The following is a 23,541-nucleotide window of genomic DNA, read 5'->3' on the forward strand; positions in this document are numbered from 1 at the left end:
CCTATGTTGGAGGGTATACTTTGATCTTTCCATTCCACTGCAGGCACTCGCTTTCCGCGGGCGGTCTTTGCGCCTGTGGCGTCACCCTTGGACACGCTTTTCCCGCAGTATTCTCGCACATTCGCTCCAATCAGCTCTGCATGAAAACTAAGTTGACACAGCAACATGATCCATCTTTATTCAAGATGGATTCAGACTGATATACAAGCCCATGTTTCAAAGCCACTAAAAAAAGCGATCGTGATATAGACTTGATCGCTTGTGAAAGATAAGGATTATTCAAAAGGCCCTTCCGAAAGAAGGGTCTCTTTTTTTTATTGTTACTACATTCAGTGATAGCAAAATGTATGGGCTTTTGTTATACCTCAATCTCCATCCCGATGTTCCGTTCTTTCGATTGGCGGTAAACACCTTTTGCCACAGCGAGGTCAAAGTAAGCGGCACCGACTGATTTAAAGAAGGTAATTTCCTCTTCATTTTCCCTGCCTGTTTTGTTCAGCATGACAAGTTCATAAAGCTCGCCATGAATATCATTAAACGACCAATTTTCCTGATTGGCTGCAGAAATGAGTTCTCCTGCTTCATCCTTCACGCCCACCAAATCGTCGACGATAATTTTAGCGGCGCGTGAAACCGTGGTATTATCCACTTCTTTCATATCCGGCAAATAAGACCCGACCCCGTTAATGTGTGTGCCCGGCTTTAAATCCTGCCCATTGAATACAGGCTCGTTCGAGCGGGTTGCGCAGCAAATGATATCTGCCTGACGAACGGCTGCTGATACATCTTCGAAAACTTCAAAAGGAACGGTTACTCCGAATGCCCGCAGCTTTTCCCCGAATTTCTCGGCTTTCTCTCGTGTGCGATTTACTAATAAAATACGTTCAATGTCCCTTACGGCTAACACCCCGATTGCTTGTTCAAATCCCATAGCACCCGTTCCGATGATCGTGAGAACCTTGGCGTCTTTACGAGCAAGAAAGTCCGTGGCAATGCTGCTCAATGCCCCCGTTCTGAGACGTGTTAAATAGGAGGCATTCAACAATGCTAAATGTTCGCCATTTTCAGCATCAGACAGCAAGATGACTCCTTGTGTTGTTGCCATCCCCCTTGAAGGATTCTTCGGGAAAATGGTAACGACTTTGACCGCCGAAACTTCTTCAGATAAATCAGCGCTTGGCATGTAAAGTGCCGATGCCTCGTGTTTAGGAAAAGCAAGAACGGTGCGATGGGGGTTGTCTATACTTTGAGCACCATGTGCACGTAATACGGCCTTTACATCTGATATTGCGTCTTTCATTCCATATGATTGTTGAATTTCCTTCTCACTTATAACCAACATTCCATTGTCCTCCTTGAGTTAAAAACCATAGATTACATGGCACTACTATTATGCGTTTCGTCTAATTTCTGATTGCTGCGATCCTTGACTGCCCAAATCGCTGCTAGTGACAGGACAGATGCAAAAATAATATAAATGGCAACAGGAACATAGGAGTTATTAAACCTATCAAGTAAAGCCGTTGCAACTAGCGGCGCTGTTCCTCCTGCAAGAGCAGCCCCGATTTGATATCCAAGCGTGATGCCGGTATAACGGATCTTTGCATCGAAAATTTCCGAGAACATCGTTCCAAGAACAGCTGTGATGGGAGCCCAAATGACCCCTAAACCTATCACTGTTGCAACGATTAATAGCAGGACCGATTTTTGCTGCAGCAGCCAAAAGTATGGGAATGCAAACAGTGCCATCCCAATCGTTCCGCCTATAAACAGCTTTTTGCGGCCAATTGTATCAGATAAATTCCCCATGATTGGTATTAAAATCGTCGTTATTATTGTTGCAATCATGACTGCAGTTAATGTAGCAGTCCGAGAGAAACCGAGATTTGCAGTAGCATATGATACGACAAATGTGCTGAAAATATAAAATGGCGCCGTTTCTACCACTTTGGCTCCCACGGCGATAAGGACTTCACGCCAATAATTCTTAAGAGTTTCAACAATCGGCAGCTTTGGAACTTCTCCGGATTCCTTTACTTTTTTGAATGACGGAGTTTCATCAATTCCTTTACGGATCCATAGGCCAAAAAATACTAGCAGAGCACTAAAAATGAATGGTATACGCCATCCCCAGGTCATGAATGCGTTTTCAGAAAGCAGTGTCATAATAGATAAGGCAACGGTTCCAAGTAGCATTCCTATAGTGACACCCATCTGAGGAATGGCTCCGAACAAGCCCCGTTTCTCAGCGGGAGCATATTCAACGGCCAATAAAAGCGCGCCTCCCCATTCACCGCCAATTCCCAGACCTTGAACTAAGCGCAACGTGATCAATAAAATCGGCGCCCAAATACCAACGGCTTGATACGTAGGAAGAAGCCCCATCCCAAATGTTGCGACCCCCATTAAACTAAGTGTTAAAACAAGTGTTTTCTTTCTCCCGATACGATCGCCAATATGGCTAAAGATCACCCCGCCAAAAGGGCGGATGAAGAATGCTAACGCAAAGGATGCATAGGAGAGCAACAGCCCTATTGTCGGATCCTCATTCACGAAGAATATCTGGTTAAACACGAGAGCTGAAACGGTCCCATATAAAAAGTAGTCAAACCACTCAATCGAACTTCCGACTAAACTTGCGATTAAAATACGCCGCATTTGTTTCTTCTCCATCTTGAGTCACCCCTTTAAAATTGAAGTATCACTTCAATTTCTGATTTCCTTTATTTTAAATAATTACAAATTTTCTGTCAATATTTTTTTGATAAGCTATTAATGACGGAACATTCATCAAAACTTGTACTGTATAATGTAGCTAGATACTATGTAAAAAAGGGGGCATCCGTATGCCTTTTGATTCAATCGGGAAAAAAATGAAATTATTGAGGAAAGAGCGAAAACTAACATTAAAAAGTCTGGCTGAACAAACAGGCGTTTCAATCAGTTTTTTATCACAAGTAGAACGGGGAAAATCAAGCGTCACATTAGAGTCATTAAAAAAAATCGCTGATACATTAGATGTCAGCCCAAGTTTCTTTTTTTCTGAGGACCGATCCCAAGAAAATTCAGATTATAATCATGAACAATTTCATTATCAGAATTTATCCAGCGGCATTCGTGATGCTGTTTTTTCGCCCATTCTTGTCACCTTAAAGCCAGGGGAAAACAAAGGAAGCGCCTTTTCCCATAGCGGACACGAATTCTTATTCATTATCGAAGGGAAGTTAACCGTGGAAATAGAGGGAGAGAGGACAGAACTCCATGAACAGCAGTCGTTCATGTTCGATGCTCGAAAAGCCCATTACTGGTTTAACTTCTCGGATCAAATTGTCCGGTTTCTGGTGGTGTCGTCGAAATAACGGAAGTAAAGAATTAACGATAACTTTCACCCGTTAACGAAAATTGTCGTACAAAAGGATAGATGTAAACAGGGATTCCTCACTGTTCATCTATCCTTTCCTTTTTACCTATTGAATGTGAATGTGTGAAAAAATATTGGATTTCAGAAAAAATGGTTATATAGAATAAGCTATTGTGATGCATGAAGACTAATCAATAATCCATTGTTTCGTTTTTATTTTTTATGCCAAATAACCAACGAAGTGACTGAATGAAGTAGTTTGAAAAGAATAGGTCATCATGAGTTCCTTCTGGATCTGACGCAAATAATAGATTTGGTTCCAAATAGCCTTCCTTGATAAATTCAAGGTGGGCCTTCTTCGTGTAGTCAACCATATGCTTTTGCATCGTTTCTTTATAAATTCCCTCTAATTCCCCGACATATAAATAGAGCTGATGATCTTGACGATTCACAGTTGGCTTGATATGGATATTTCCTTGCCGTTCAATCTTTTCCCCTTGCAGATAGCGAAGAACATCCTCGTACCAAAAGGAAGCGGATAATGAGATATATTGATGGAATACATCTGGATAATAATAGGAGGCGAAAAGCGAAACAAGTCCTCCTAATGAGCAGCCGGAAATCGCTGTATGTGAAGGTTCAGGATTCGTAGCATAATGGGCATCTATATAGGGCTTTATCTCGCTTACAAGAGTATGTAAATAAACTTGCGCTTGTCCTTCAAAGGAAGAAGCATGTCGTGCAAGTGATGGTGCTTCCCACGGCGTATAGTCATTTTTGCGATCAATCGGTTCAATTCCAATAACGATAAATGGTTCGATTTGACCTGAAAGAATTAAATGATCGATATAGTTTACAGCTTGCTTGGCCGTTTCTCCGCCATCATGCATATAGATCGTTCGGTATTTCTTGGTTGGATCATAACTTGAGGGTAAGATGACACATACCTCATAGTTGGCAATTTTCTCATCAAGGTATTGGATCATGTATTTTCCCACATCCTTTAGAATATTCGTATGTTGAAGTTTAGAAAAGGCTCTTTTCGTAAAGATTGTTGTTTTTAAAACGAAACGATTTAAGGTTGATTGGAGCGCAAGTGCGAGACTCCTGCGGGGGCACCGCCCGCCCCGCGGAAAGCGAGCAGCTGAAGGGGAAATCAACACAACGCTTTACTTGGTAATTAGCAACAAAGTATGCGAAATCAGCCTTAGAAAAAAAATAAATGATAATGATAACCATTATCATTTATAATCATAATATACTCTTTATTATTTTGAAAGGAAAAATCCAGTCATTAAGGATGATGATAATAAGAATGGTATATAAAAAGCCAATAGGAAGAGGGAGCTTATTAGGGTTGGCAGTCTTTAACTGTTAATTTGTGTCTTTGCATTAGGTCCTCATTAGTTGATAAAATGAGTTGTGTTTCTTTGATGAAACTATTAATGAGGAGCGATATGCTTATCTTTCAACAAATGGAAAGTGGGATTTTATGATTAACCTGCATCAAGTGAGTAAAAAATTTTCACAGTTTCAGGCAATTAAGTCTGTTACTTTAACAATACCTAAAGGTGAAATTCATGGAATAATCGGAGCAAGCGGAGCAGGGAAATCAACGTTGCTGCGGCTGATGAATTTGTTGGAGACCCCAGATGCGGGCGAAGTGGAGGTAAACGGCCAAAGGTTGACCCCATTGAACAATAAAGCACTTCGAGGGGCACGGAAGTCGATTGGCATGATCTTTCAGCATTTTAATCTTGTGGCAAATAAAACGGTTCATGACAATGTGGCAGCCTCATTAGAACTGGCAAATTATCCAAAGAAGGAACGTCGGAGCCGTGTTGTAGAGTGTCTTCAATTTGTCGGGTTGAAGGGTGAGATGGAGCGATATCCTGCACAATTAAGCGGGGGACAAAAGCAGCGTGTTGCCATTGCAAGGGCGTTGGCAAATAACCCGCAAGTGTTGTTATGTGATGAACCGACTTCTTCCCTTGATCCAAATACAACGGCTGAAATATTGGACGTGCTGGAGAACATAAACAAACGCTTCGGTGTGACGATTGTCATTGTCAGTCATGAGCTGGATGTCATTAAAAGTATATGCAATCGTGTTACGATCATGGAAGGTGGAGAGATTTATGACACTGTCTTAATCGAACCAACTGGGATTGAAAAAAAGGATAATCGGCCGGAATACTTCATCGAACAATTAGCAGAGAATGGTGGGCTGGATCATGCCTGAGGTTTTAGTTCAGTATGAGGCAGAAATTTGGCAGTCAATTGGAGAAACCATTACCATGGTTGGTGTGTCCATTTTAGCTGCGATTTTGATTGGATTGCCTGTCGGGACCTTGCTGTTTCTTTGCAGGAAGGGGCATTTGCTTGAAAATCCGTGGGCTTTCTCGATTTTGAATTTATTTGTCAATACTATCCGCTCTTTCCCATTTTTATTATTGGTTGTTTTTTTAATCCCGTTTACAAGGCTCATAATCGGCACAGCCATTGGAACAGCAGCTGCTTGCGTTCCATTAGCGATCATTGCCATTGCCCATTATTCGCGGTTGGTCGAGCAATCTTTATTGGACGTGCCAAAGGGTGTGATCGAGGCAGCCATTTCCATGGGGGCTTCTGTTAAGGGTGTCATCTTTAAATTTCTTTACGTGGAGGCTCGTTCAGGACTTGTCCTCGGACTAACAACCTCGATTATCAGCTTTATTTCCTATTCAACGATCATGGGAGTGGTCGGGGGCGGCGGTATCGGCGATTTTGCCATCAGGTATGGCTATCAGCAGTTTAAAACAGAGTTAATGATTTATATGATTATCATTATGATCATTCTAGTCCAGCTTATCCAATTCATTGGAACGGCTGTAGCCAGAATGATTGATAAAAGATAAATAATGGAGGGAAACATCATGAAAAAAATACTCTTTCTCATGTCAGCAATCATGTTGCTTTTAGTAGGATGCGGAAAGGCTAATGAAGGAAAAGAGAAAGAAAATACTCAGAATCAGGAGAAGGAAGAGGTAACATTGAAAGTGGCCTCACTCATTCCCCCAATGACGGAAATTCTTGAGCTTGTGAAACCAAAGCTGGCAGAGGAGGGCATTAACCTGGAAATGGTTGTATTAGGTGATAATGTGCAGCCTAACACCGCGCTAGCGGCAGGAGAAGTGGATGTGAACTTCTTCCAACACGTTCCATATATGGAGGAATTCAATCGAAACAAAAATGCCGAGCTAGTACCAGTGAAACCGATTTATTTTGCCAATTATGGGGTGTATTCCAAAGAATACGATTCAATGGATAAATTGCCAGAGGGCGCCGTTATTGCCATTGCAAATGATGTGTCGAATATCGATCGTTCATTGGCATTGCTGGCACAGCATAAAGTCATTACTTTAAAGGAAAAAAAGGGTCCATACTATACAATGTCTGATATCACTGAGAACCCTAAAAACTATAAGTTTAAAGAAGTGGATTTATTAATGCTGGCGAGAACGTATGATGAAGCAGATGCGATCGTGATCACACCTGCTTACGCTGCACCGCTTGGTTTGACACCAAAAAATGACGCTCTTCTCACAGAAGGTGTTGAAAATGACTTTGCGATTACATTAGTGGCACGCAAGGATAACGTGGATTCTGAGCCAGTCCAAAAGTTGGCCAAGGCCATGACAAGCCCGGAGGTACGCAAATTTTTAGAAGAGAAATATAGTGAAACAGCTATACCGGCATTTTAATTTTGATACAAAGAAAGGGCTATTCCTTCAACGGGAATAGCCCTTATTTACGTATTGGTTTAACTTTGTGATCGCCCACCGTCTAGCTACTATTAAAAATACTGTCCAATTCCCCTTCAATTCTTGAATAAATATAGAAACTCTTCTAAAATATATTTAGTCCATAATTTTACAGTGAATAAAAATATTACATATAAATGAAATCTAGTTATAAGAAAAGAAGTTGAAAGGACTTTCCATTATGTCGATGATTAACGAATCTCAAACACTAGTTTCTGCCATGCAAACGCGTGTCGGACAATATAAGGACCTAAAAGAACAGCTCACGGAATTAAAAAAAGGATTTGAGAGTATCGTTCATTTGGACGATGAGCTGCAGGGTCAAGGCGCGGAGGCCATTAAAGGATTTTACAAAGCACAGATCGATGTCGTGGATTCTTGGCTGCGTCTGATCAATCGGCATGTTGCCTTTTTAAGTGGAATTCAAGGAGATACAATCGAGGCGAACCTGAGTGAAACCGTGGTTACGGTCCCATTTTTAGAGGAAGAGCTGGAAAGCGCCAGTCGAAATTCCAAGGAAATGGTCACAGCCCAAAAAAATGATCTGAAAAAAATATTGGCTGGAATTGATGATATCATTCAGTTAGAACCCTTTTCCGATGATGTGTTCTTTGAGAATATGGAGAAAGCTGAAAGGAAACGGAACCAAACGATAGACAAATTAAACGAGATCGATCATAAGTGGACGGCTGAATATGCTAAATCCGAAGCGGACCAAGCGGCAGTGGCGGCACTCATGGAGCAATTGAAAGTATCCAGTACAAGGGGAGGAGTAGTATCCCCGCTCTATTTTAATGCAACAGCCTATAAAAATAGTGAAGCCTATAAAAGTCTGGAAGTTAGGAAAAAAGAGACCGCGCAATATCTGAAGGTTAAGAAAGAGGAAGCCGAGAATCGCCGGATCAAAGAACTGAAGGCACAGCTTGATCATGTAACAGATCCGGATGAGTTCCTCAAAATCGCCAAGCAAATCGGGTATGAAAACTTAGCGCCCACCCAGCAGCAATATGTTATGCAGCTAGAAGCATCCAAGCAAACGGCTGACATTGCAAAAGGAATCGGCGTAGGCCTTTATGATGTAGGTAAAGACTTCGTGACAGGAATTTGGGACTTTGTCACAGATCCTGGCGAAACGGTCGAAGGTGTAGCCAATTCGATCATGCACCCGATAAAAACCTATAAATATATTTCAAAATCCATCTCGGACTCATATGAACGGGATATGGTAAATGGCGATGCCTATTCGCGGTCTCATTGGGTAACCTATGCCCTCGGAACAGTCGTCACATCAGTAGTGGGAACAAAAGGCGCAGGAGCCATAACGAAGACAGGGGTCGTGACTACAAAAGCGGCTGCAGTAAAAGGTGTTACGAAAGCAAAAGAACTGGCCACTATCCCTAATCTATTGCCATACAACCCTAAAAACCAACTGTCCATGGCAGGTGGAGTACCTTATAATGTGGTTAATGGTACTGGATTAAAAGAACAGTTAATTTCGATGGCGAAAGTGGAGTCTGAGGTTAGTGGTAATGGTGGAAATAAGTTCACTTTAGATACTATGAGGCATGTTTATCATGGAGAGATTAATCGACGTGGGAAAGCTGTTGGTTATCATCACGAGAGTATGATGGGTGGTAAAATAGTTCCAGGTACAGAAACAAGGCCTGATAGAAATGGAGTATATAGAGCTAAGGTGGTAATAGATGGAGTAGAAAAGAGAGCAAAATCAAGTTTTTTCCCAAAAGAATGGGACCGGGTACAAGTTTTAAAAGCTATTGATGAGGCTTTTAAAAATAAAACGCAAATTGGTGAAAATAAATATTCTGGTTTAACTTCTTCTGGTTTACAAATAGATATGTATCTTAAACCAGACGGATCAGTTGCCACTGCCTATCCAATTTACGAAGGAGGTTGAGGATGAAATATTCATACGAGTTTTTTAGAGATCCTTTTGGGACATTGAGAATAAAATTATCGGATGAAATAAAATTATTCGCTGATTTTATTGAAGACATCCCTACAGAGGAAGAAGCAGACGAGTATATTACGATAGTTGAAAATGTATTAAATGGTTTACACGAAAAGTTTGAAATTCAACTTAATGCCACAAGTGTGCTAATAAAAAAAGATATGACAGTACTTGAACATTTTTTTAGATATGAAGAGCCTTATGAAAACGAAATGGAGACTGAAGAATTTAAAGAACTTATGTTAATATGGAAAAGTAAAATTCCAGAAAGATTCAAGAAAAATGAGAATTGAATTTATACTTCTAATTTGATTATTCCCTTAGTGTATCTTCATACTTGTCCGTGCTTCATGCGTTACGAAACTAAGAATTAGACGGTGATTTTGGTAAAATATTTAGCTTTACAGCAATTTATAAAGCAGTATGGCGAAGATGATGATTTTACAGGTGGAGTAAGTGAAGACAAAGTAAGAGAAACTGAACAAAAATTACAGGTCTCATTACCGGAAAGTTACAAGTGGTTTTTAAGAAACTATGGTTATGGTGGATTTTTTGGTGTGGACATAATTGGATATGGTTTTACGGGTCCAGCGGTAGTAGATGCTACCAAAGGTCATCAAAAGTATTATGATTTAATAGATGGTCTTGTGGTTATAGAAGATATTGATGAATTTGCTTATTGTCTCGATACTAATAAAATGAAAAATGGCGAATGTCCAGTTATTACGTGGGATAATCAGGAGGGGTATGGTTTTACCGTAGCTGATAATTTCCTAGACTATTTGATAGAAAGTCTTGAAGAGGCAAAAGAAGAATGGGATGAAGATGAAGAAGATTGGTAAAAGCAGAGGGTAAAAGCTGAAGGTAAAAGTTATTTATCTTGTTTTGTTAAAAGTTGAATTATTTTTATATCAGAAGAAATGGATAGAGCCTTTCGAAAATCAAAGGGACTATCCATTTTGCAGTCGACCCACCAGCAATTCTTCCCACATATAGAATCCTCAAGTCATTGTAAAGGGAATTGGCGTAGACCTTGGTAGTTGTTTTCGAATTAAATTAATTATAGGAATTTAAATTTAGAACTTAATTAATATGCAATACCGACTAGGAATTAGGATTATATTCTATTTACCTAAAAAATGTCGAAATACACAAATTTATAAATACTAGTGTAAATTAACTATTTTTTTAATTAAAATTTTAATTAGAAATAATTAGGAGTATTGGCAATTGAAAATAAAAGAAGTAACTCTAAATAAAATAAAGAAATATAACAATCGAGTTGTTTTTGAATTTATGGCAGGACAAAATATTAACACAATAAGTGGAAAGAATGGTGCTGGGAAGTCTACTATTTTTGAAGCTTTAATCGAGTTACAGAAAGCATATTTTGTACAAAAAATTCTAACAGAAGAAATTCCTTACGAGGGTAGAGATTTATATACTGAAGTAGGGAAAGAACTGTTTCAGTTTATGATTGATGATAAAGCGTATATTGAAGCTGTCTTTCAGTTTGATAAGATAGACCAAGATATGGAAAATGATAGCTCAATTACTGGAGCTCCAGAAATTAGAGATGAACAGCAAGAGGCTGCTCCAGCAATAGAAGTTCAGGACGAAGTTATCGAAGTTAAAGTTGTATTAAAGGCAAAAAAGATTGAAAATGAACAAGTTTATTGGGAAATAGAGATTACTGACGAGGAAGAAGCTGTTCTAAGTTCATTTTGGAATCTTAAAAGTCCTAAGAATATTATTGCTTTTATTAGTTCAAATAAGCATATTATTGAAAAAGACGTTACATTTGATGATATAAAGTTAAGGCAAGATAAGATTATTTCTCCAATTGTTAAGTTTGTTTTAGACCCTACTAGTATTTTCGAGAATTTATATGAAATTCTAGTAAATGATTATTTACATGAAAAAATTATTCCTGTTACTCGAAAAGGACCATCCCCAAGAAAAGATTTATATTATCATGTAACTAAAATGTTATTTGCAACTTTAATGCCTGATTTGTCCTTTACAAATTTATCAGGCTCTAAAAGGGAAAATCAGTTTATATTTAGTGCAAAAAATAAATCTTTAAGAACCAAACAATATGACATGAGGCAGTTTAGTTCTGGAGAAAAACTAATATGGTATACATTACTATTTATTAATTATATAAAAAATATGGGGATTCTAATTATTGATGAGCCAGAGAATCATTTGCATGAGGAAGTTGCTTGTAAACTTTCTACTTTATTACATGACATTACCTACTCTGATGATTTCAAAAAATTTATTAGTGAATTGAATATTGGTCAGAAATCCCTCACGACAATTGAGAGTGAACTTGAAAAAGGTTATGATAAATTCCGTTTAAATCAAGTATTTTTGCTAACACATTCGAAAGGGTTAATCTACCATAACTTTTCAAAAGGGACAAACTTTGTATTAGGTGAAACACTTAAGCCGATTGATTATGCTTCTTGTGAGCAAATGCTTCGACAGTTAGGGATTAGCTATGTTAATGACAAAATACTATTTGTTGAAGGCGATACTGATATAGAAGTACTTGAAAGTATATTAGACCGATATACTATAAAAGTTAGATCTTTAGATAGTTGTTCTGAGATAATTAAAACATTTGAAGGTATTAAAAGAGTGAGCGCATTTTTACAGGATCCAATGTTTGTGTTTTTAATAGATAGAGATACTAGAAGTGTACAAGAGATTGAATCTATTAGAAATAGACATGGGGAATACTTTGATAATCATTTTATAGTAATGGATAAGCATGAGCTAGAAAATTATTTTTTAGAACCTAAAATTATTGCAGATGTCCTTAAGCAGCATCAAAGTGATAGTTATGAGCCTCCAACTGAAGATGAAATAGAAAGTAAAATTTATGAGGTTGCCACCGAACAACTAAAATATACAAGAAAAAAATATTTAAATTATCATCTTCATCATAAAATGGAAAAGGTAAAAAAGTTAATTAATCATAATGAAATAAAGGTAGAGGATAAAGCACTTTATAATCAGTATATTGGTGATTTATTCAATAAACAGGAGTTCTTAAATATAAAACAAGAACTTATGAATCTTTTTGACCAGATGCAGGAGTTTTATGAGGGTGAAAATTGGGAAGAAAATTGGCACGACTATATGGATGGTAAGTCGGTATTAGGCAGAGTTGTAGCCAAACTTAGTGAAGGACCAGAAGTAAGGCCTATAAGGTTGAGAAGAGAAATTAAGTCTGCAATTTTAGGAACTAAAGGTAGTGAATTAAATAATCTGATTGATAGAATTATATCTCTTTTTGGGATTACACATGAGGAAATTGAAGTAGAAGAGCTCGAAGAAACGGAAGAATAAATTATATTTGTTTTAGAATGAAAACTGAACAATGGCAGAAAATTATAATGTTTTAAATTCCAATAAGATATGAAAATTCATTCTATTCAGATGTAATTTTTACACTTTTTACTTTTTAAAACAGGGTACTTAAAGCCGATACAAAAGGATTGAACAAAAGAAGGTATTTGTTCAATCCTTTTTGTATTAAAGAGGAATTATTTTTTATTCAAAGCAGTTATTAAATAATATATAATGTTACTGATGGAGGTTGTTTCTAATGATTGAAGATTTACTAGAAAAAATAAATAAATGTTCCATTGAGGCAACTTCTGATGAAACTAGAATTCAGCAAAAGGAGCAAAATGAGCAGTATTTTACACCAATCAGCATTGCAAGTTTTATGAGTTCTATGTTTAAAGAAGTTAGAAAAAATGAAATTAATATTTTGGATCCAGGTTGTGGTACAGGCAATCTTTCCGCAGCTTTTATTGCTATGGTTTGCGATTGGAAAAGAAAGCCTAAAGTGATTAATTTAGAACTTTTTGAAATTGATGAGACGCTTTCTGAAAAGTTAAATAAGAATTTGTCCGAGCTCCAAAAGTTATGCGGAGATAATGGAATTACTTTAAATTTCACAACACGATATGAAGATTTTATCATTGCTGGATTGAATAAGGTGAATGAATGTAATGATTTATTTGACTATATTATTTTAAATCCACCATATCGTAAGTTATATAGTGAATCTAATCATAAGAGAATTCTAATGGAATGTGGAATAGATGTTCCAAACTATTATGCTGCTTTTTTAGCTATATCGTATAGATTATTAAAAGCTAAAGGACAATTAGTAGTTATATTGCCTAGAAGTTTCTGTAGTGGAACCTACTTTAAGTCGTTTAGAGAAGATTTAATTACACAAACAAAAATAGATCGAATTCATATTTTTAAATCGAGAAAAGATTTATTTTATGATGAAGTTTTACAAGAAACTATTATTTTATCCTTACAGAAAAAAGTACAGAAGTTAAATGACACTATTCTTATAACAGAGTCTTTAAAAGATGATTTTACCGAGACTAAACGAACACATAAACGTTTTGATAATGTAATATTTCCATTGGACTCTAAGAAAATAATTCGTATTATCCATACTCCAGATAAAATGATTGTAGATCAAATGCATTCCCTTCCTTGCACATTATCAAAGTTGGGAATTAGTGTTTCAACGGGACCTATAGTTGATTTCAGAGAAAAACCAGAAAGTCTCAGGTTTGAATATAATCTATGGTCATTTCCAATGATTTATCAAGAGAATTTTAGACAGGGAAAAATAGAGTGGCCTATTGAGAGTGAAAAACCAGGTCTCATTGTTGAAGATGATAAAAATTATAAAAGATTAAGACCTTCCGGAATATATGTCTTAGTTAAAAGAATGACTACGAAAGAAGAGAGAAAAAGGATTGTAGCTGCTGTTTTTAATAATAAGGAGTATTCAGATCAAAAGGTTGGATTTGACAATAAAATAAATTATTACCATATAGCACAAGGTGGAATTGATGATTTGAATTTAGCAAAAGGTTTATGTTTATATCTTAATTCATCATTGGTAGACTTCTACTTCAGAACTTTTAGTGGCAGCACCCAAGTTAATGTTGCAGATTTAAAAGCAATAAAATACCCCTATAAAGAAGACTTGATACAAATTGGTAGGTTGTTTACTGAATTACCTCCACAAGAAGAAATTGACAAAATTATTGATAATTATGATTTTAAAAAAGCCATCTAGATACATATTGTATTTAGGTGGCTTTTGACTTATTTTATTATTTTTTCAAAAAAAAATTGACTTATTGAATCAGTCGTTATAAATTAGACTTTGCAGTTTGAATAATTTGGATAAATTGAGTAATTTTATTAATTTGAATAATTGAATCAGTCTTGTTACCTTTTATCATCAAATCAGGTAAGGAGAAGAAATGGTGATTGGTTTAGAAGGAGTAATAAAGTTAAAAAATATGGTTTTAAGGAAGTTGCAAATTACTTTAAGGTCTCTCCACAATCAGTTAGCGATTAGATAAAGGGTAAAAGAAGAGTCCCACCAATGAGAGTCGAGAATTATCAGAATATTTCGGAGTTTATGCAGATCTAATTTTTAAAGAAGTAAATGAGGAAAATGAAATAAAAAAAATTCGTTATAAAGTAGGAAGCGTCTTAGAACCAATTATAATCAGAAATGAAATGAATGATGACTTATTTTTAAGAGAGGATGATATGAAAATGGAAAATCAGGAACAGCTTATTTTCGATATTATTTCCAGTGATGTAAACAATTATGGAACTATAAAAGAATTGGAAGATCAGATTACTGAAGAAAGAAAGGAAATGAAAACTGAAACATTGGATATTACTATTTCAGAACTTCTGAATATGTATTCAAACCGAAAAGTAATAGATATCCATCCGGAGTTTCAAAGGCTATTTAGATGGTCAATGACTCAAAAAACAAAATTGATTGAATCAATTTTGTTAGGTATCCCTATCCCTCCTCTCTTTGTTGCTGAAGATGAACGAACTGCATGGGATGTAATTGATGGTGTACAAAGGTTATCAACAATCTTTGAGTTTTTGGGTGTACTAAGAGATGATGAAGAGAAAATAATATCTCCGAGTATATTGGTAGGTACAGAAAAACTACCAAGCCTAGAAGGAAAAGTATGGGATAATGATCATCCTCCACATAAACATCGTTTCTCATTTCAACAAGGAATTGGTATTGCAAACAGATTTTTAAACTCGAAATTAAAAGTAATTGTTGTAGGGAACGAAAGTAATCCTAAGGCAAAATATGATATTTTTGATAGATTAAATACAGGTGGTAGTAAATTAACACATCAAGAAGTTAGAAATTGCTTAGCAATTATGATTAATAGAGAATTCTATGTTTGGCTTAGAAATTTATCAATGAATCCTGACTTTATGTCATGTTTACCAATTAGTCAAAAAGCGAAAAATGAACAAAATAATTTAGAATATGTTTTACGCTTTGTTGTTTATAGGCATATCAAAAAAGATGAGTATTCATTTACAGATGATATACATGAAGTGCTAACTAAAAAAATGAGAGACATTTGCAGTGAAAACAGTCTTGATCTAATTAAGGAAAAAGAGATTTTTGATAAAACATTTGAACTTCTTAATAATGCTCTTGGAGAGTCTGCATTTAAAAAATACTATAATGAAGAGCAAAGATTTAAAGGGCAAGTAATGCTATCTAGCTTTGAAATTATTGCAATCGGTATAGCAGAAAATCTAGATAAAATCATTAATATGGATATTCCTACAGAGTATATATTAACTAAAGTAACAGACCTTTATGACTCGAGTGATTATTCGGAAGCTCAAAAAACTATAAGTGGTAGAGCGGTAACTCGATTCACAACTTTAACTGATTTGGGTAAAAAGTATTTTAGCTATTAATTGATTAAAAGGCAGCCATCTTGGGTTTCTGAATGAACTTTTCACTTTAATGATTCCATTTATTTTATATCCTCATAGATTAGAATCGTAAAAAATAAATATGAAAATATATATTATAGCTATGAACATATGTTCAGAAAAAACCCTCATTCTATATACAGAATGAGGGTTTTTTCTATTGGAGGGAAAATTATGAGTCAAAAAAGGTACAGAAAACTGTTAGAGTTATTGGAGACAAAAATGTAGAAGAAGCAGCCTGCAAAACGAGTAATCTTTGTTAGTCCAAGTCGCTTCATCGGAGTCCAAAAAAATTGATATCAACTAGCGGAAGCGGAGAATCGCCGGATTAAAGAATTAAAGGCACAACTCGATCATGTAACAGACCAGATGAGTTCCGCAAATCGCCAAGCAGATCAGGTATGAAAACTTAGGCATACCCAACAGCAATATGTTATGCAGCTAGAAGTATCCAAGCAACGGCATACATTAAAGGGAATAGGACTAGGCCTTTATAATGAATTTGTTGCGGGGGTTTGGGACTTTGTCACAGACCCTAGGGAAACGGTTGAAGGTGTGGCAAATTCAATCGTGCATCCTATATAAACCTATAAATATATTTCAAAGGCAATATCTGATTTTATGAAGGGGATATGGTAAATGGTGATGCCTATTCGCGGTCTCATTGGGTAACTTATGCCCTTGGAACAGTCGTCATGAAAGTAGTAGGAACAACAGATTTTTAAAATAGATAACTAGAAGCAACTTATAAATGGGATATCATCCAATGGGATATATTTTTTTGGTTTATGTGAAACTTAATTGGGAAGATAAAATGTATTGGGAAACGTTGGTGGTTTGCATGAAATGTGCATAAAAGGATGTGGTTATAATTGAATAATGATTTACCTCTTAAATCAGAAACCCCAATATTAGGAACAGACCATACTATGTTAGAATTTTGGCAATGGGACTTTTCAAATATATTAACAAATAACCTAAGTGGTATTTTTGCTGAGTTTTTAATTGGGACTGCTCTTGGCTGTTTAAATCAAATACGAGTTGAATGGGATGCATTTGATTTAGTTTATAAAGGCATGAAAATTGAGGTGAAATCTTCTGCGTATATCCAAGCATGGCATAAAGAAAAATATTCAAACATCAGTTTTAGTATTGGGGCAAAAAAAAGAATATGATTATGGAACAAATAAAAATAGCCCTACCATAAAACGGCATGCAGATATAAATGTTTTTTGTTTACTAAAAGAAAAAAATTTAGAATTAATTGAACCATTAAATATGACACAATGGGAATTTTATATTGTATTAACTAAAGACTTAGATATGCATTTTCCCCATCAAAAAACAATATCTTTAAATTCACTAAAAAAAATAGCTCACCCGTGTATATATGAAGAATTAAAACAGACAGTAGATGGTATATTGTAGGGATTATGATCCAAACTGCTTTTTATCCATGGAGAGTATATTTTTTGCAAAAATAAAGAAGAAACATGTTAAACGCACAAAGGGGTAAATTTAATTTAGTCTAAAAAGGATATCCTTAATTCCTAGGCAAACAATGTATCAACGTTTTTTACTAGAACCATCACAAATTGGTATAACAGCGTAATCCTAGTGTCAAAAGGAGCAGTAGGTCATAGCCGGTTGCAGCGGGAGTAATATCTTTTTTGCCCTATCTCCTATATGTAAAGAGCATGATTTCCCTGAAATCATGCTCTTTATATTAATTTATAATATATATCTTTCAACTCACTCACAGTCTCACTAAACTCATCAACTCTCACGGCGCACATTTCAATTGTCTTCTCAGTATCAATAACTTCCCATACAGGATAATCCGTTTCTCCTTCCTGTTTAGGATAAAGCAAAATACAACGCTCAACATCCTTATAGGCAGTCACATATGCATACATTTGATAAATATCACTTTGAACGTATTGGCTTCTTCCGTTATATGATGAACTCTTCCATTTGGTATCAATGATTATTTTATTATCAATCACAAAATCTGGTTTTAATAAAATATTACCATAGCCACTTTTTTTATTTCGGAGCAGCCTTTTTCCTGTATCCTGACTGATTACTGCATGAGTACCAACAGCCTCTTTTAATGCGGCTTCAATGTAGTTTTCAAATAGCAAATTCATTTGAAATAAGAAAGAAAATGATGAGGCATTTCGTCGTTTATTGTATATATCAGCTCGTTCAATAATCAGTTTTGCAAACAATGCGGCATCGCGAAAGCGTTCGTTTTGACGGTTAAACATTATATTTTTAAAATTTGACTGGGAAAACTGCACTAAATCCACCTGCTCTAAAAAGCCTAAACAACGTTCAAGGTGCAGTGTTAACCTATGATTTTTTGCAGAGCGCTTCACAATAAGTAAGGCACATTTAAAAAGTTGATTTAAAGAATTGTTTTCTGTATGTTCATCAAATGCACAGTAAGCATTTGATTTTTGAAACATATTTTGACGGACATGCTTACTTAGCTGAAGTTTGCCACGAAGTGCATATAAATTATCTTCTTGGCGTTCATATGTTTTATAGATACCTTTTTGTAGTTCAGGTAGTAAACGAGTGATAAATGAAGTAAGAAAAGCATCAAGCAGGTTACCTTTTTCTTCCCCGTTTTGTACCTGATCGTAAAAGGAAATTGATAGAAACCCTGTGACCGACAGCATCGCTAATAATGCTTTTTGATCATTAACTGGATTCAATGTAATTTTCGGAACAATTTCATATCGTACATCCGAGCACTGAATTACACCGACATAATTAATAAAACGCAGCCGTTTATACTGAAGTTCAAGCACCTTCTCGTTCGGATATTTTTCTTCTATATACTGTACCAGTTCTTCAAATTGTGCGTTTGTTACAGTATTTTCCGTAATCCAGTCAAATGCTTCTCGAACAGTAATCGTCTTATTCATAAATTGCTATTAGTTCCTGTGGTGTTAATTTACGTTTTAAGCGGTACAGTGCTGGAATATGCATAGACGGTTTCTGTTTAAATAATTGATTCACATCGACTTCTTCTTTATAAACGATATACGAATCTTCCTTTGACTTTCCAATTCCTCCCAAAACAAGACCGATTTTTTCCCAGTCATCATAAAAGTAATCCTGCAAGAGTGGTATGATTTTTGTTTGGAAAATAGAAATCACTTCCTCATCCGTTGTAGCGTTTATAAAATATGCGTGACCAATTGTATGATCTCGATCATACAACACTTCTATACGCTTATTCATAATGGATAACATGACAGTAAGATCAATCTCTTCACCTATGGATTCTAATAGATCCGCATTCGGCATCATTTCTTCAAATACATATCTTCTGCGAAGTGCTGTATCTAACAATGCAATTGAGCGATCTGCTGTATTCATTGTTCCGATAATAAATAAGTTTGGAGGTAAAGTGAATTTTTCTTTTGAATAGGGAAGTTCAACAATTAGTTCGTTTTTTTCTGTAAGGCGTTTATCCTCTTCTAAAAGTGTTAAAAGTTCTCCAAAAATCTTTGAAATATTGCCACGGTTCATTTCATCAATGATCACAACATGTTTTTTCACATTAGTAAATTCAAATGAACTGCTTCTTTCTATCAGCGCCTTTTTGATAACCGCTTTTTTCTCGTCTCCTTCAATTTCAATGGTCTCTTCTTCTTCCATTTTTTCTGAAATCCAATTCAGTACAGACCAATATCTGGTCTGATTACAGCCACCAATCGCTTCGCGAATAAATCCAATATTATTATGCTTCCAATCAATGTCATGCTCTTGAATAAAGCGATATAAATTTAACAATCGTTCTTTGGAGACGATTGAGTTGGTTTTCACATCTTCACTTGTTACTACAATATTACCTTGTGGTGAGATATGAGAGATAAAACTTGCAGCCCCAGTTTTGGATTCAAATTGAACATTGTGAGGTATCCCATTTACAACTAGATAATTATATAACTGTTCAAAATGCACTTCCCCTGAATAGTCATGTTTATTGCTCTCGATTCCTTCATACATAGCTTCGAGTGCTGCCTTTTTTAAAATACCGTCTGTTGGAATGAAATTTCCATTTCCATCCGACTTTAACCCTTCAATGAAATCTTCGTAAGCATACGACTGATGGAATGTTACAAAATTAATTTGACCTGCTTTAACTAAACGGGAAAACTCCTGTTGGATGGCCTCACGTCCGTCTGCAATCAGTTCTTCATATATTTTTGGATCAATTAATTTAACAGCCCTTTCTGTAACCGTATACGTTTTCCCTGTACCAGGTGGTCCATGAAATATATAGTTTTTTGGGACTGTATCTAATATTGGTTCCGGCAATGGAGAGGGATCTTTTATTTCTTCACTCTGCATAAACACTAAATTAATCGTTTTCTTACTTTTCGCTTCATTAATGACACTACGATATCCCCCATAGCCAATAAACTCTCTTTTCTCTGTATTTGTCCATTGAACTGGAAGAAGATGTCCGTATTTTTGAGAAAACTCATAGCCATCAGTGGCATCACTAGTTATTCTTCCGACTGCGCTAATCCGTAAAACAGCCCGATTCTTTCCTTCGACTTTAAGAGTGTAAGTTGACTTTAAGGCAACTAAATCGCCTTCTTTCATTGTGAAAAACTGCTTTAACGCTTTTTGTCCTGCTGTTGACTCTTCTTTTTCATCAAAAATGTCTTCAATACTTTCCTCATTTAAATAAGGTGATAAATCTTCGTGAAAAATATCAATGGCTATACAGTTATTTTGTAGTAAGTAATCTCGAATGGAATCTTCATTGTCAGATTTATGTTCAATTAACCAATAATTGATATTTTTGTCAAGCGCTTTATCGCGCTCTGAAAATGTATCCCAAATAAAGCGGCTAATCTCTTCATTAGACCAACTTGAAAAGACATCTTGCTTCTTAAGTGCAATCAATACTTCGTGATTTAGCTCTATAGAATACTTTGAAGCAAGTAGCGCATCATTTATATTCAGCTCTTTTCCAAGTTCAATCAAAATCGGTGGTGAATAAATGTTTAAAAATTTATCTGGAATATAGATGTTTAATATCTTGAGTAGCACCATATTAAAAACAGGTACTTCCAATGAGGAAATATCAGAAATATGGTCTTCCTCTGCAAATTTGATGGCTTTAATAATTCTTTCTTTTAGAGATTGAAATTCTTTATTTAACTGTTCACCTTTCAGTTCGATTTTTTGTTTACCATAACCTTTACAGTAGTCTCCTGTTTTTGAAAGGTAAATGCCAAACTTAGATGAATTGCCTCCACCTATCCCACCTAAAATTTTCTTCCGTTCAAGCCAGTAGTTAAAGCAATCTTTTGTTTTTGTATTGGAAAATTCATCTATTGTTAGATCGATTAAAGAGGCAAATGGAAAACGTTTGAGGAATGATTGGCGTCCTTCTTCTTTTTCAGCAAGGAGTTGTTCATTTGATTTGTAAATTAAAGCTTTATTGAGTAAAGTTTGAAGTTTCATTAAGGAAGGAACTCCTTTTGTTTTTATAGCAATTATAGGTTATAAGGTAAAAAGAGGGAAGGTGGTAGATATAGCAAGATTAAAGAAGAGGATAAAAAAGACGATATTTAAATATATTGTCTTTTTTAATAAGTCACATGCTTATGTGGAATGAAAGGGGTTGTTCTAAGTAATTCAATCGATTGGAAAATAAAGAAAAAGTACCCTTAGGTGATATAATAAGTTAAAACTATATTAATAGATAAAGGGAGTATGAAGATGAGAGAAGTTTTATCAATACCAGCGGGAAAGACAATTAAAAATATTAAAGGATATGGTATTCATGCATTCCCTTATCCAAGGAATACTACGTATGATCAATCACAATATATAGCATTCAGAGCAGAAAAAGGCGGAAAAATGGATATGTTATACAGCGTTACGAATGAAGTAGTATTAAACCCTTCTGATAAAAATTTGGAGTGCAAACTTCATCATTTAGATGATGATAGTAAAGATAGAATTTTAAGATACATAAATGCACGAAAAACTACAAAATTTGGCTTTGAAAAAAAGAATCATACTTATAAGTTTTTTGTCCTAAAAGAGGAACAATCCCTACCTCACGAACCTAGACCTCAAGGGAGAAATACAGCAGGCCACACCTACTATACATATGAAGAAATTACATGTGGAAAAGATGAAGTGATCGTTCAATCTAAGTTGTAAAGTTGTAGCTGAACCCTCAATTAATGTTTTGGTTAACAGAAGAATATTTAATTAAGAAGTAGTATTAATTCAAGGAATGAAGATAATAAAGGGAATAATCAGTGTTTGGATCAGGGGATTCCAAACACTTTACATACCTTCTGTACAGGAAATTGATTCATTTGTTCCTCGATAAATTAGTTAAGATCGGTTTCTGATACTTATTCGTGGATATGCCATAGCTTTTTTTAAGATTTCTACTCCCTGCTGTAACCTAGGGTTTTCCTTCTGTATGGCGGCTAAGTCAGGGCCTTTCCATAAAACCAATAAGAGTAAGTTCTTTTAAATATATAAATGGTTACTTCTAACTCCACTATTCTTAATGTGAGATTTTCAAAGGTAGTATAAAAATGAGTTAGTATTTCTGCGAAAGAAGGGAAATATATGAATCTATTTAAATATTATGGGCAATATGAAAATCACCTTACAAATATATTGATGAATATATTATCAATGCATAATGCAGAACTTACTAGACCATTTTTAGATTTATTAATAGGAGAGGCAACTAAAAATTTTAATCATGAAAGGAATCAAATAAAGTTATTCAGTCCTATTAACCCGAATCCAAATGTAGAATTTGAATATATCTTAGGGATAGCACCCTATAAGAGAAAACTACCTAACAGTGGGTTAGAGGGAAATCTCGATTCAATACCAGATGCTTGGATATTTGGTGGAAATTTCACTATACTCGTTGAAGTTAAGGTGAGAGGTACGCTGGATGATAGTCAATTGGCAGCTCACCAAACAAAGTTTTCGAAACCCGCAAAAGTAATTGAAGCTTCCTGGCAAAAAGTCTTTGAGTCTTTTAATAAATTGGATCTATCAACCAAGCCGATTGAAGCCTTTCTGATTCAGCAGTTTTTGTCGGAGTATAAGGATATGAATCCTGAAAGAAGAAGATCATCAGGAATGCCTAGTGAGATTATTGGGGGAGTTAGTAAAGAACATGAAGTTTACTTTATTATCTCCGGGAGTAAACAAACGGATTTTTACACTGTGGATTTGCATTTGCCCTCTGGAAGTGTAAAAAGATTAAACGATAGCCTCAATGGGATTCAAGAGTCTCGACGTTGGATTGCAAATTATGTGAAATATAACCACATAGACTTAAATATCTCTTTTAATGGTGATAAAACGATAATTAATGACCGTTGTGTAAAACCAGGTAGAATTAAGGATGCATGGAATCAATGGAGATTGGGGAGTTATTTGTAAATAACATCGGATATGTGAGAAGAATAAAAGTGAAACAATATTTTATTTCCGCTTCCAATTTACCCTTCTACTTATATTGCTTGGACTCAAATACAAGAGAT

The 23,541-nt window shown here is 35.5% G+C and carries 19 protein-coding genes; 14 read left to right on the forward strand and 5 right to left on the reverse strand.

The annotated features are described in order from the left end of the window. Window positions 1–358 precede the first annotated feature (358 nt). Together BW986_RS00320 and BW986_RS00325 are read right to left on the reverse strand one after the other, a co-directional pair. The gene (locus BW986_RS00320; RefSeq protein WP_076364084.1) at window positions 359–1,342 is read right to left on the reverse strand and encodes an ornithine cyclodeaminase family protein; all 984 of its coding nucleotides are present in this window, start codon (window positions 1,340–1,342) and stop codon (window positions 359–361) included. Between the two features lie 32 nt (window positions 1,343–1,374). Further along, entirely contained in the window at window positions 1,375–2,673 is a 1,299-nt protein-coding gene (locus BW986_RS00325) for an MFS transporter (RefSeq protein ID WP_076364086.1), read from the reverse strand. Between the two features lie 173 nt (window positions 2,674–2,846). Between BW986_RS00325 and BW986_RS00330 the strand changes: the two genes are divergently transcribed. Beyond that, window positions 2,847–3,359, forward strand: coding sequence for a helix-turn-helix domain-containing protein (locus BW986_RS00330; protein WP_076364088.1), 513 nt, complete (start codon window positions 2,847–2,849; stop codon window positions 3,357–3,359). Between the two features lie 193 nt (window positions 3,360–3,552). Here BW986_RS00330 and BW986_RS00335 read toward each other — a convergent pair whose 3' ends face one another. Further along, window positions 3,553–4,347, reverse strand: coding sequence for an alpha/beta hydrolase (locus tag BW986_RS00335; RefSeq protein WP_076364090.1), 795 nt, complete (start codon window positions 4,345–4,347; stop codon window positions 3,553–3,555). A gap of 506 nt (window positions 4,348–4,853) precedes the next feature. On the opposite strand from BW986_RS00335, the gene BW986_RS00340 reads away from it, so the two are divergent. The 11 genes from BW986_RS00340 to BW986_RS30565 all read left to right on the forward strand — a co-directional run bounded on the left by BW986_RS00340 (window position 4,854) and on the right by BW986_RS30565 (window position 17,401). Next, a complete protein-coding gene (locus BW986_RS00340) occupies window positions 4,854–5,603 on the forward strand; it encodes a methionine ABC transporter ATP-binding protein (protein ID WP_076364092.1) in 750 nt (249 codons plus the stop codon). Further along, window positions 5,596–6,258, forward strand: coding sequence for a methionine ABC transporter permease (locus tag BW986_RS00345; RefSeq protein ID WP_076364094.1), 663 nt, complete (start codon window positions 5,596–5,598; stop codon window positions 6,256–6,258). Before BW986_RS00340 ends, BW986_RS00345 begins: the two co-directional genes overlap by 8 nt. A gap of 18 nt (window positions 6,259–6,276) precedes the next feature. Next, window positions 6,277–7,104, forward strand: coding sequence for a MetQ/NlpA family ABC transporter substrate-binding protein (locus BW986_RS00350; protein ID WP_076364096.1), 828 nt, complete (start codon window positions 6,277–6,279; stop codon window positions 7,102–7,104). 241 nt (window positions 7,105–7,345) lie between these two features. Beyond that, the gene (locus BW986_RS00355; protein ID WP_081395452.1) at window positions 7,346–9,079 is read left to right on the forward strand and encodes a T7SS effector LXG polymorphic toxin; all 1,734 of its coding nucleotides are present in this window, start codon (window positions 7,346–7,348) and stop codon (window positions 9,077–9,079) included. A 2-nt stretch (window positions 9,080–9,081) separates the two neighbouring features. Further along, window positions 9,082–9,426, forward strand: a complete 345-nt coding sequence (locus tag BW986_RS00360) for a tRNA-Val4 (protein WP_076364098.1) — start codon at window positions 9,082–9,084, stop codon at window positions 9,424–9,426. Window positions 9,427–9,513: 87 nt separating this feature from the next. After that, on the forward strand, window positions 9,514–9,975 hold the full coding sequence (locus BW986_RS00365) for an SMI1/KNR4 family protein (protein WP_076366170.1): 462 nt from the start codon (window positions 9,514–9,516) through the stop codon (window positions 9,973–9,975). A 388-nt stretch (window positions 9,976–10,363) separates the two neighbouring features. Then, window positions 10,364–12,493: an AAA family ATPase gene (locus BW986_RS00370; RefSeq protein WP_076364100.1), complete on the forward strand. Its 2,130-nt coding sequence runs from the start codon at window positions 10,364–10,366 to the stop codon at window positions 12,491–12,493. A gap of 259 nt (window positions 12,494–12,752) precedes the next feature. Further along, window positions 12,753–14,264, forward strand: coding sequence for an Eco57I restriction-modification methylase domain-containing protein (locus tag BW986_RS00375; protein WP_076364102.1), 1,512 nt, complete (start codon window positions 12,753–12,755; stop codon window positions 14,262–14,264). A 491-nt stretch (window positions 14,265–14,755) separates the two neighbouring features. Continuing rightward, window positions 14,756–15,955 (forward strand): GmrSD restriction endonuclease domain-containing protein, encoded by a 1,200-nt coding sequence (locus tag BW986_RS00380; RefSeq protein ID WP_179085979.1) that lies wholly within the window; start codon window positions 14,756–14,758, stop codon window positions 15,953–15,955. 890 nt (window positions 15,956–16,845) lie between these two features. Continuing rightward, window positions 16,846–17,148, forward strand: a complete 303-nt coding sequence (locus BW986_RS30560; RefSeq protein ID WP_260320477.1) for a hypothetical protein — start codon at window positions 16,846–16,848, stop codon at window positions 17,146–17,148. Next, window positions 17,126–17,401, forward strand: coding sequence for a hypothetical protein (locus BW986_RS30565; RefSeq protein WP_260320478.1), 276 nt, complete (start codon window positions 17,126–17,128; stop codon window positions 17,399–17,401). The genes BW986_RS30560 and BW986_RS30565 overlap by 23 nt, the downstream gene beginning before the upstream one ends. Before the next feature lie 293 nt (window positions 17,402–17,694). Here BW986_RS30565 and BW986_RS00390 read toward each other — a convergent pair whose 3' ends face one another. Then, complete coding sequence (locus BW986_RS00390; protein WP_076364104.1) at window positions 17,695–18,909, reverse strand: McrC family protein; 1,215 nt, start codon at window positions 18,907–18,909, stop codon at window positions 17,695–17,697. Further along, entirely contained in the window at window positions 18,902–21,472 is a 2,571-nt protein-coding gene (locus BW986_RS00395; RefSeq protein WP_076364106.1) for an McrB family protein, read from the reverse strand. The genes BW986_RS00390 and BW986_RS00395 overlap by 8 nt, the downstream gene beginning before the upstream one ends. Before the next feature lie 258 nt (window positions 21,473–21,730). On the opposite strand from BW986_RS00395, the gene BW986_RS00400 reads away from it, so the two are divergent. Both BW986_RS00400 and BW986_RS00405 read left to right on the forward strand, forming a co-directional pair. Then, window positions 21,731–22,180, forward strand: a complete 450-nt coding sequence (locus tag BW986_RS00400; RefSeq protein WP_076364108.1) for a hypothetical protein — start codon at window positions 21,731–21,733, stop codon at window positions 22,178–22,180. A gap of 423 nt (window positions 22,181–22,603) precedes the next feature. Continuing rightward, the gene (locus BW986_RS00405; RefSeq protein ID WP_076364110.1) at window positions 22,604–23,440 is read left to right on the forward strand and encodes a hypothetical protein; all 837 of its coding nucleotides are present in this window, start codon (window positions 22,604–22,606) and stop codon (window positions 23,438–23,440) included. The last annotated feature ends 101 nt before the right edge of the window (window positions 23,441–23,541 follow it).

The sequence above is a fragment of the Peribacillus simplex genome (assembly GCF_900156045.1).
Lineage (GTDB): Bacteria > Bacillota > Bacilli > Bacillales > DSM-1321 > Peribacillus > Peribacillus simplex_D.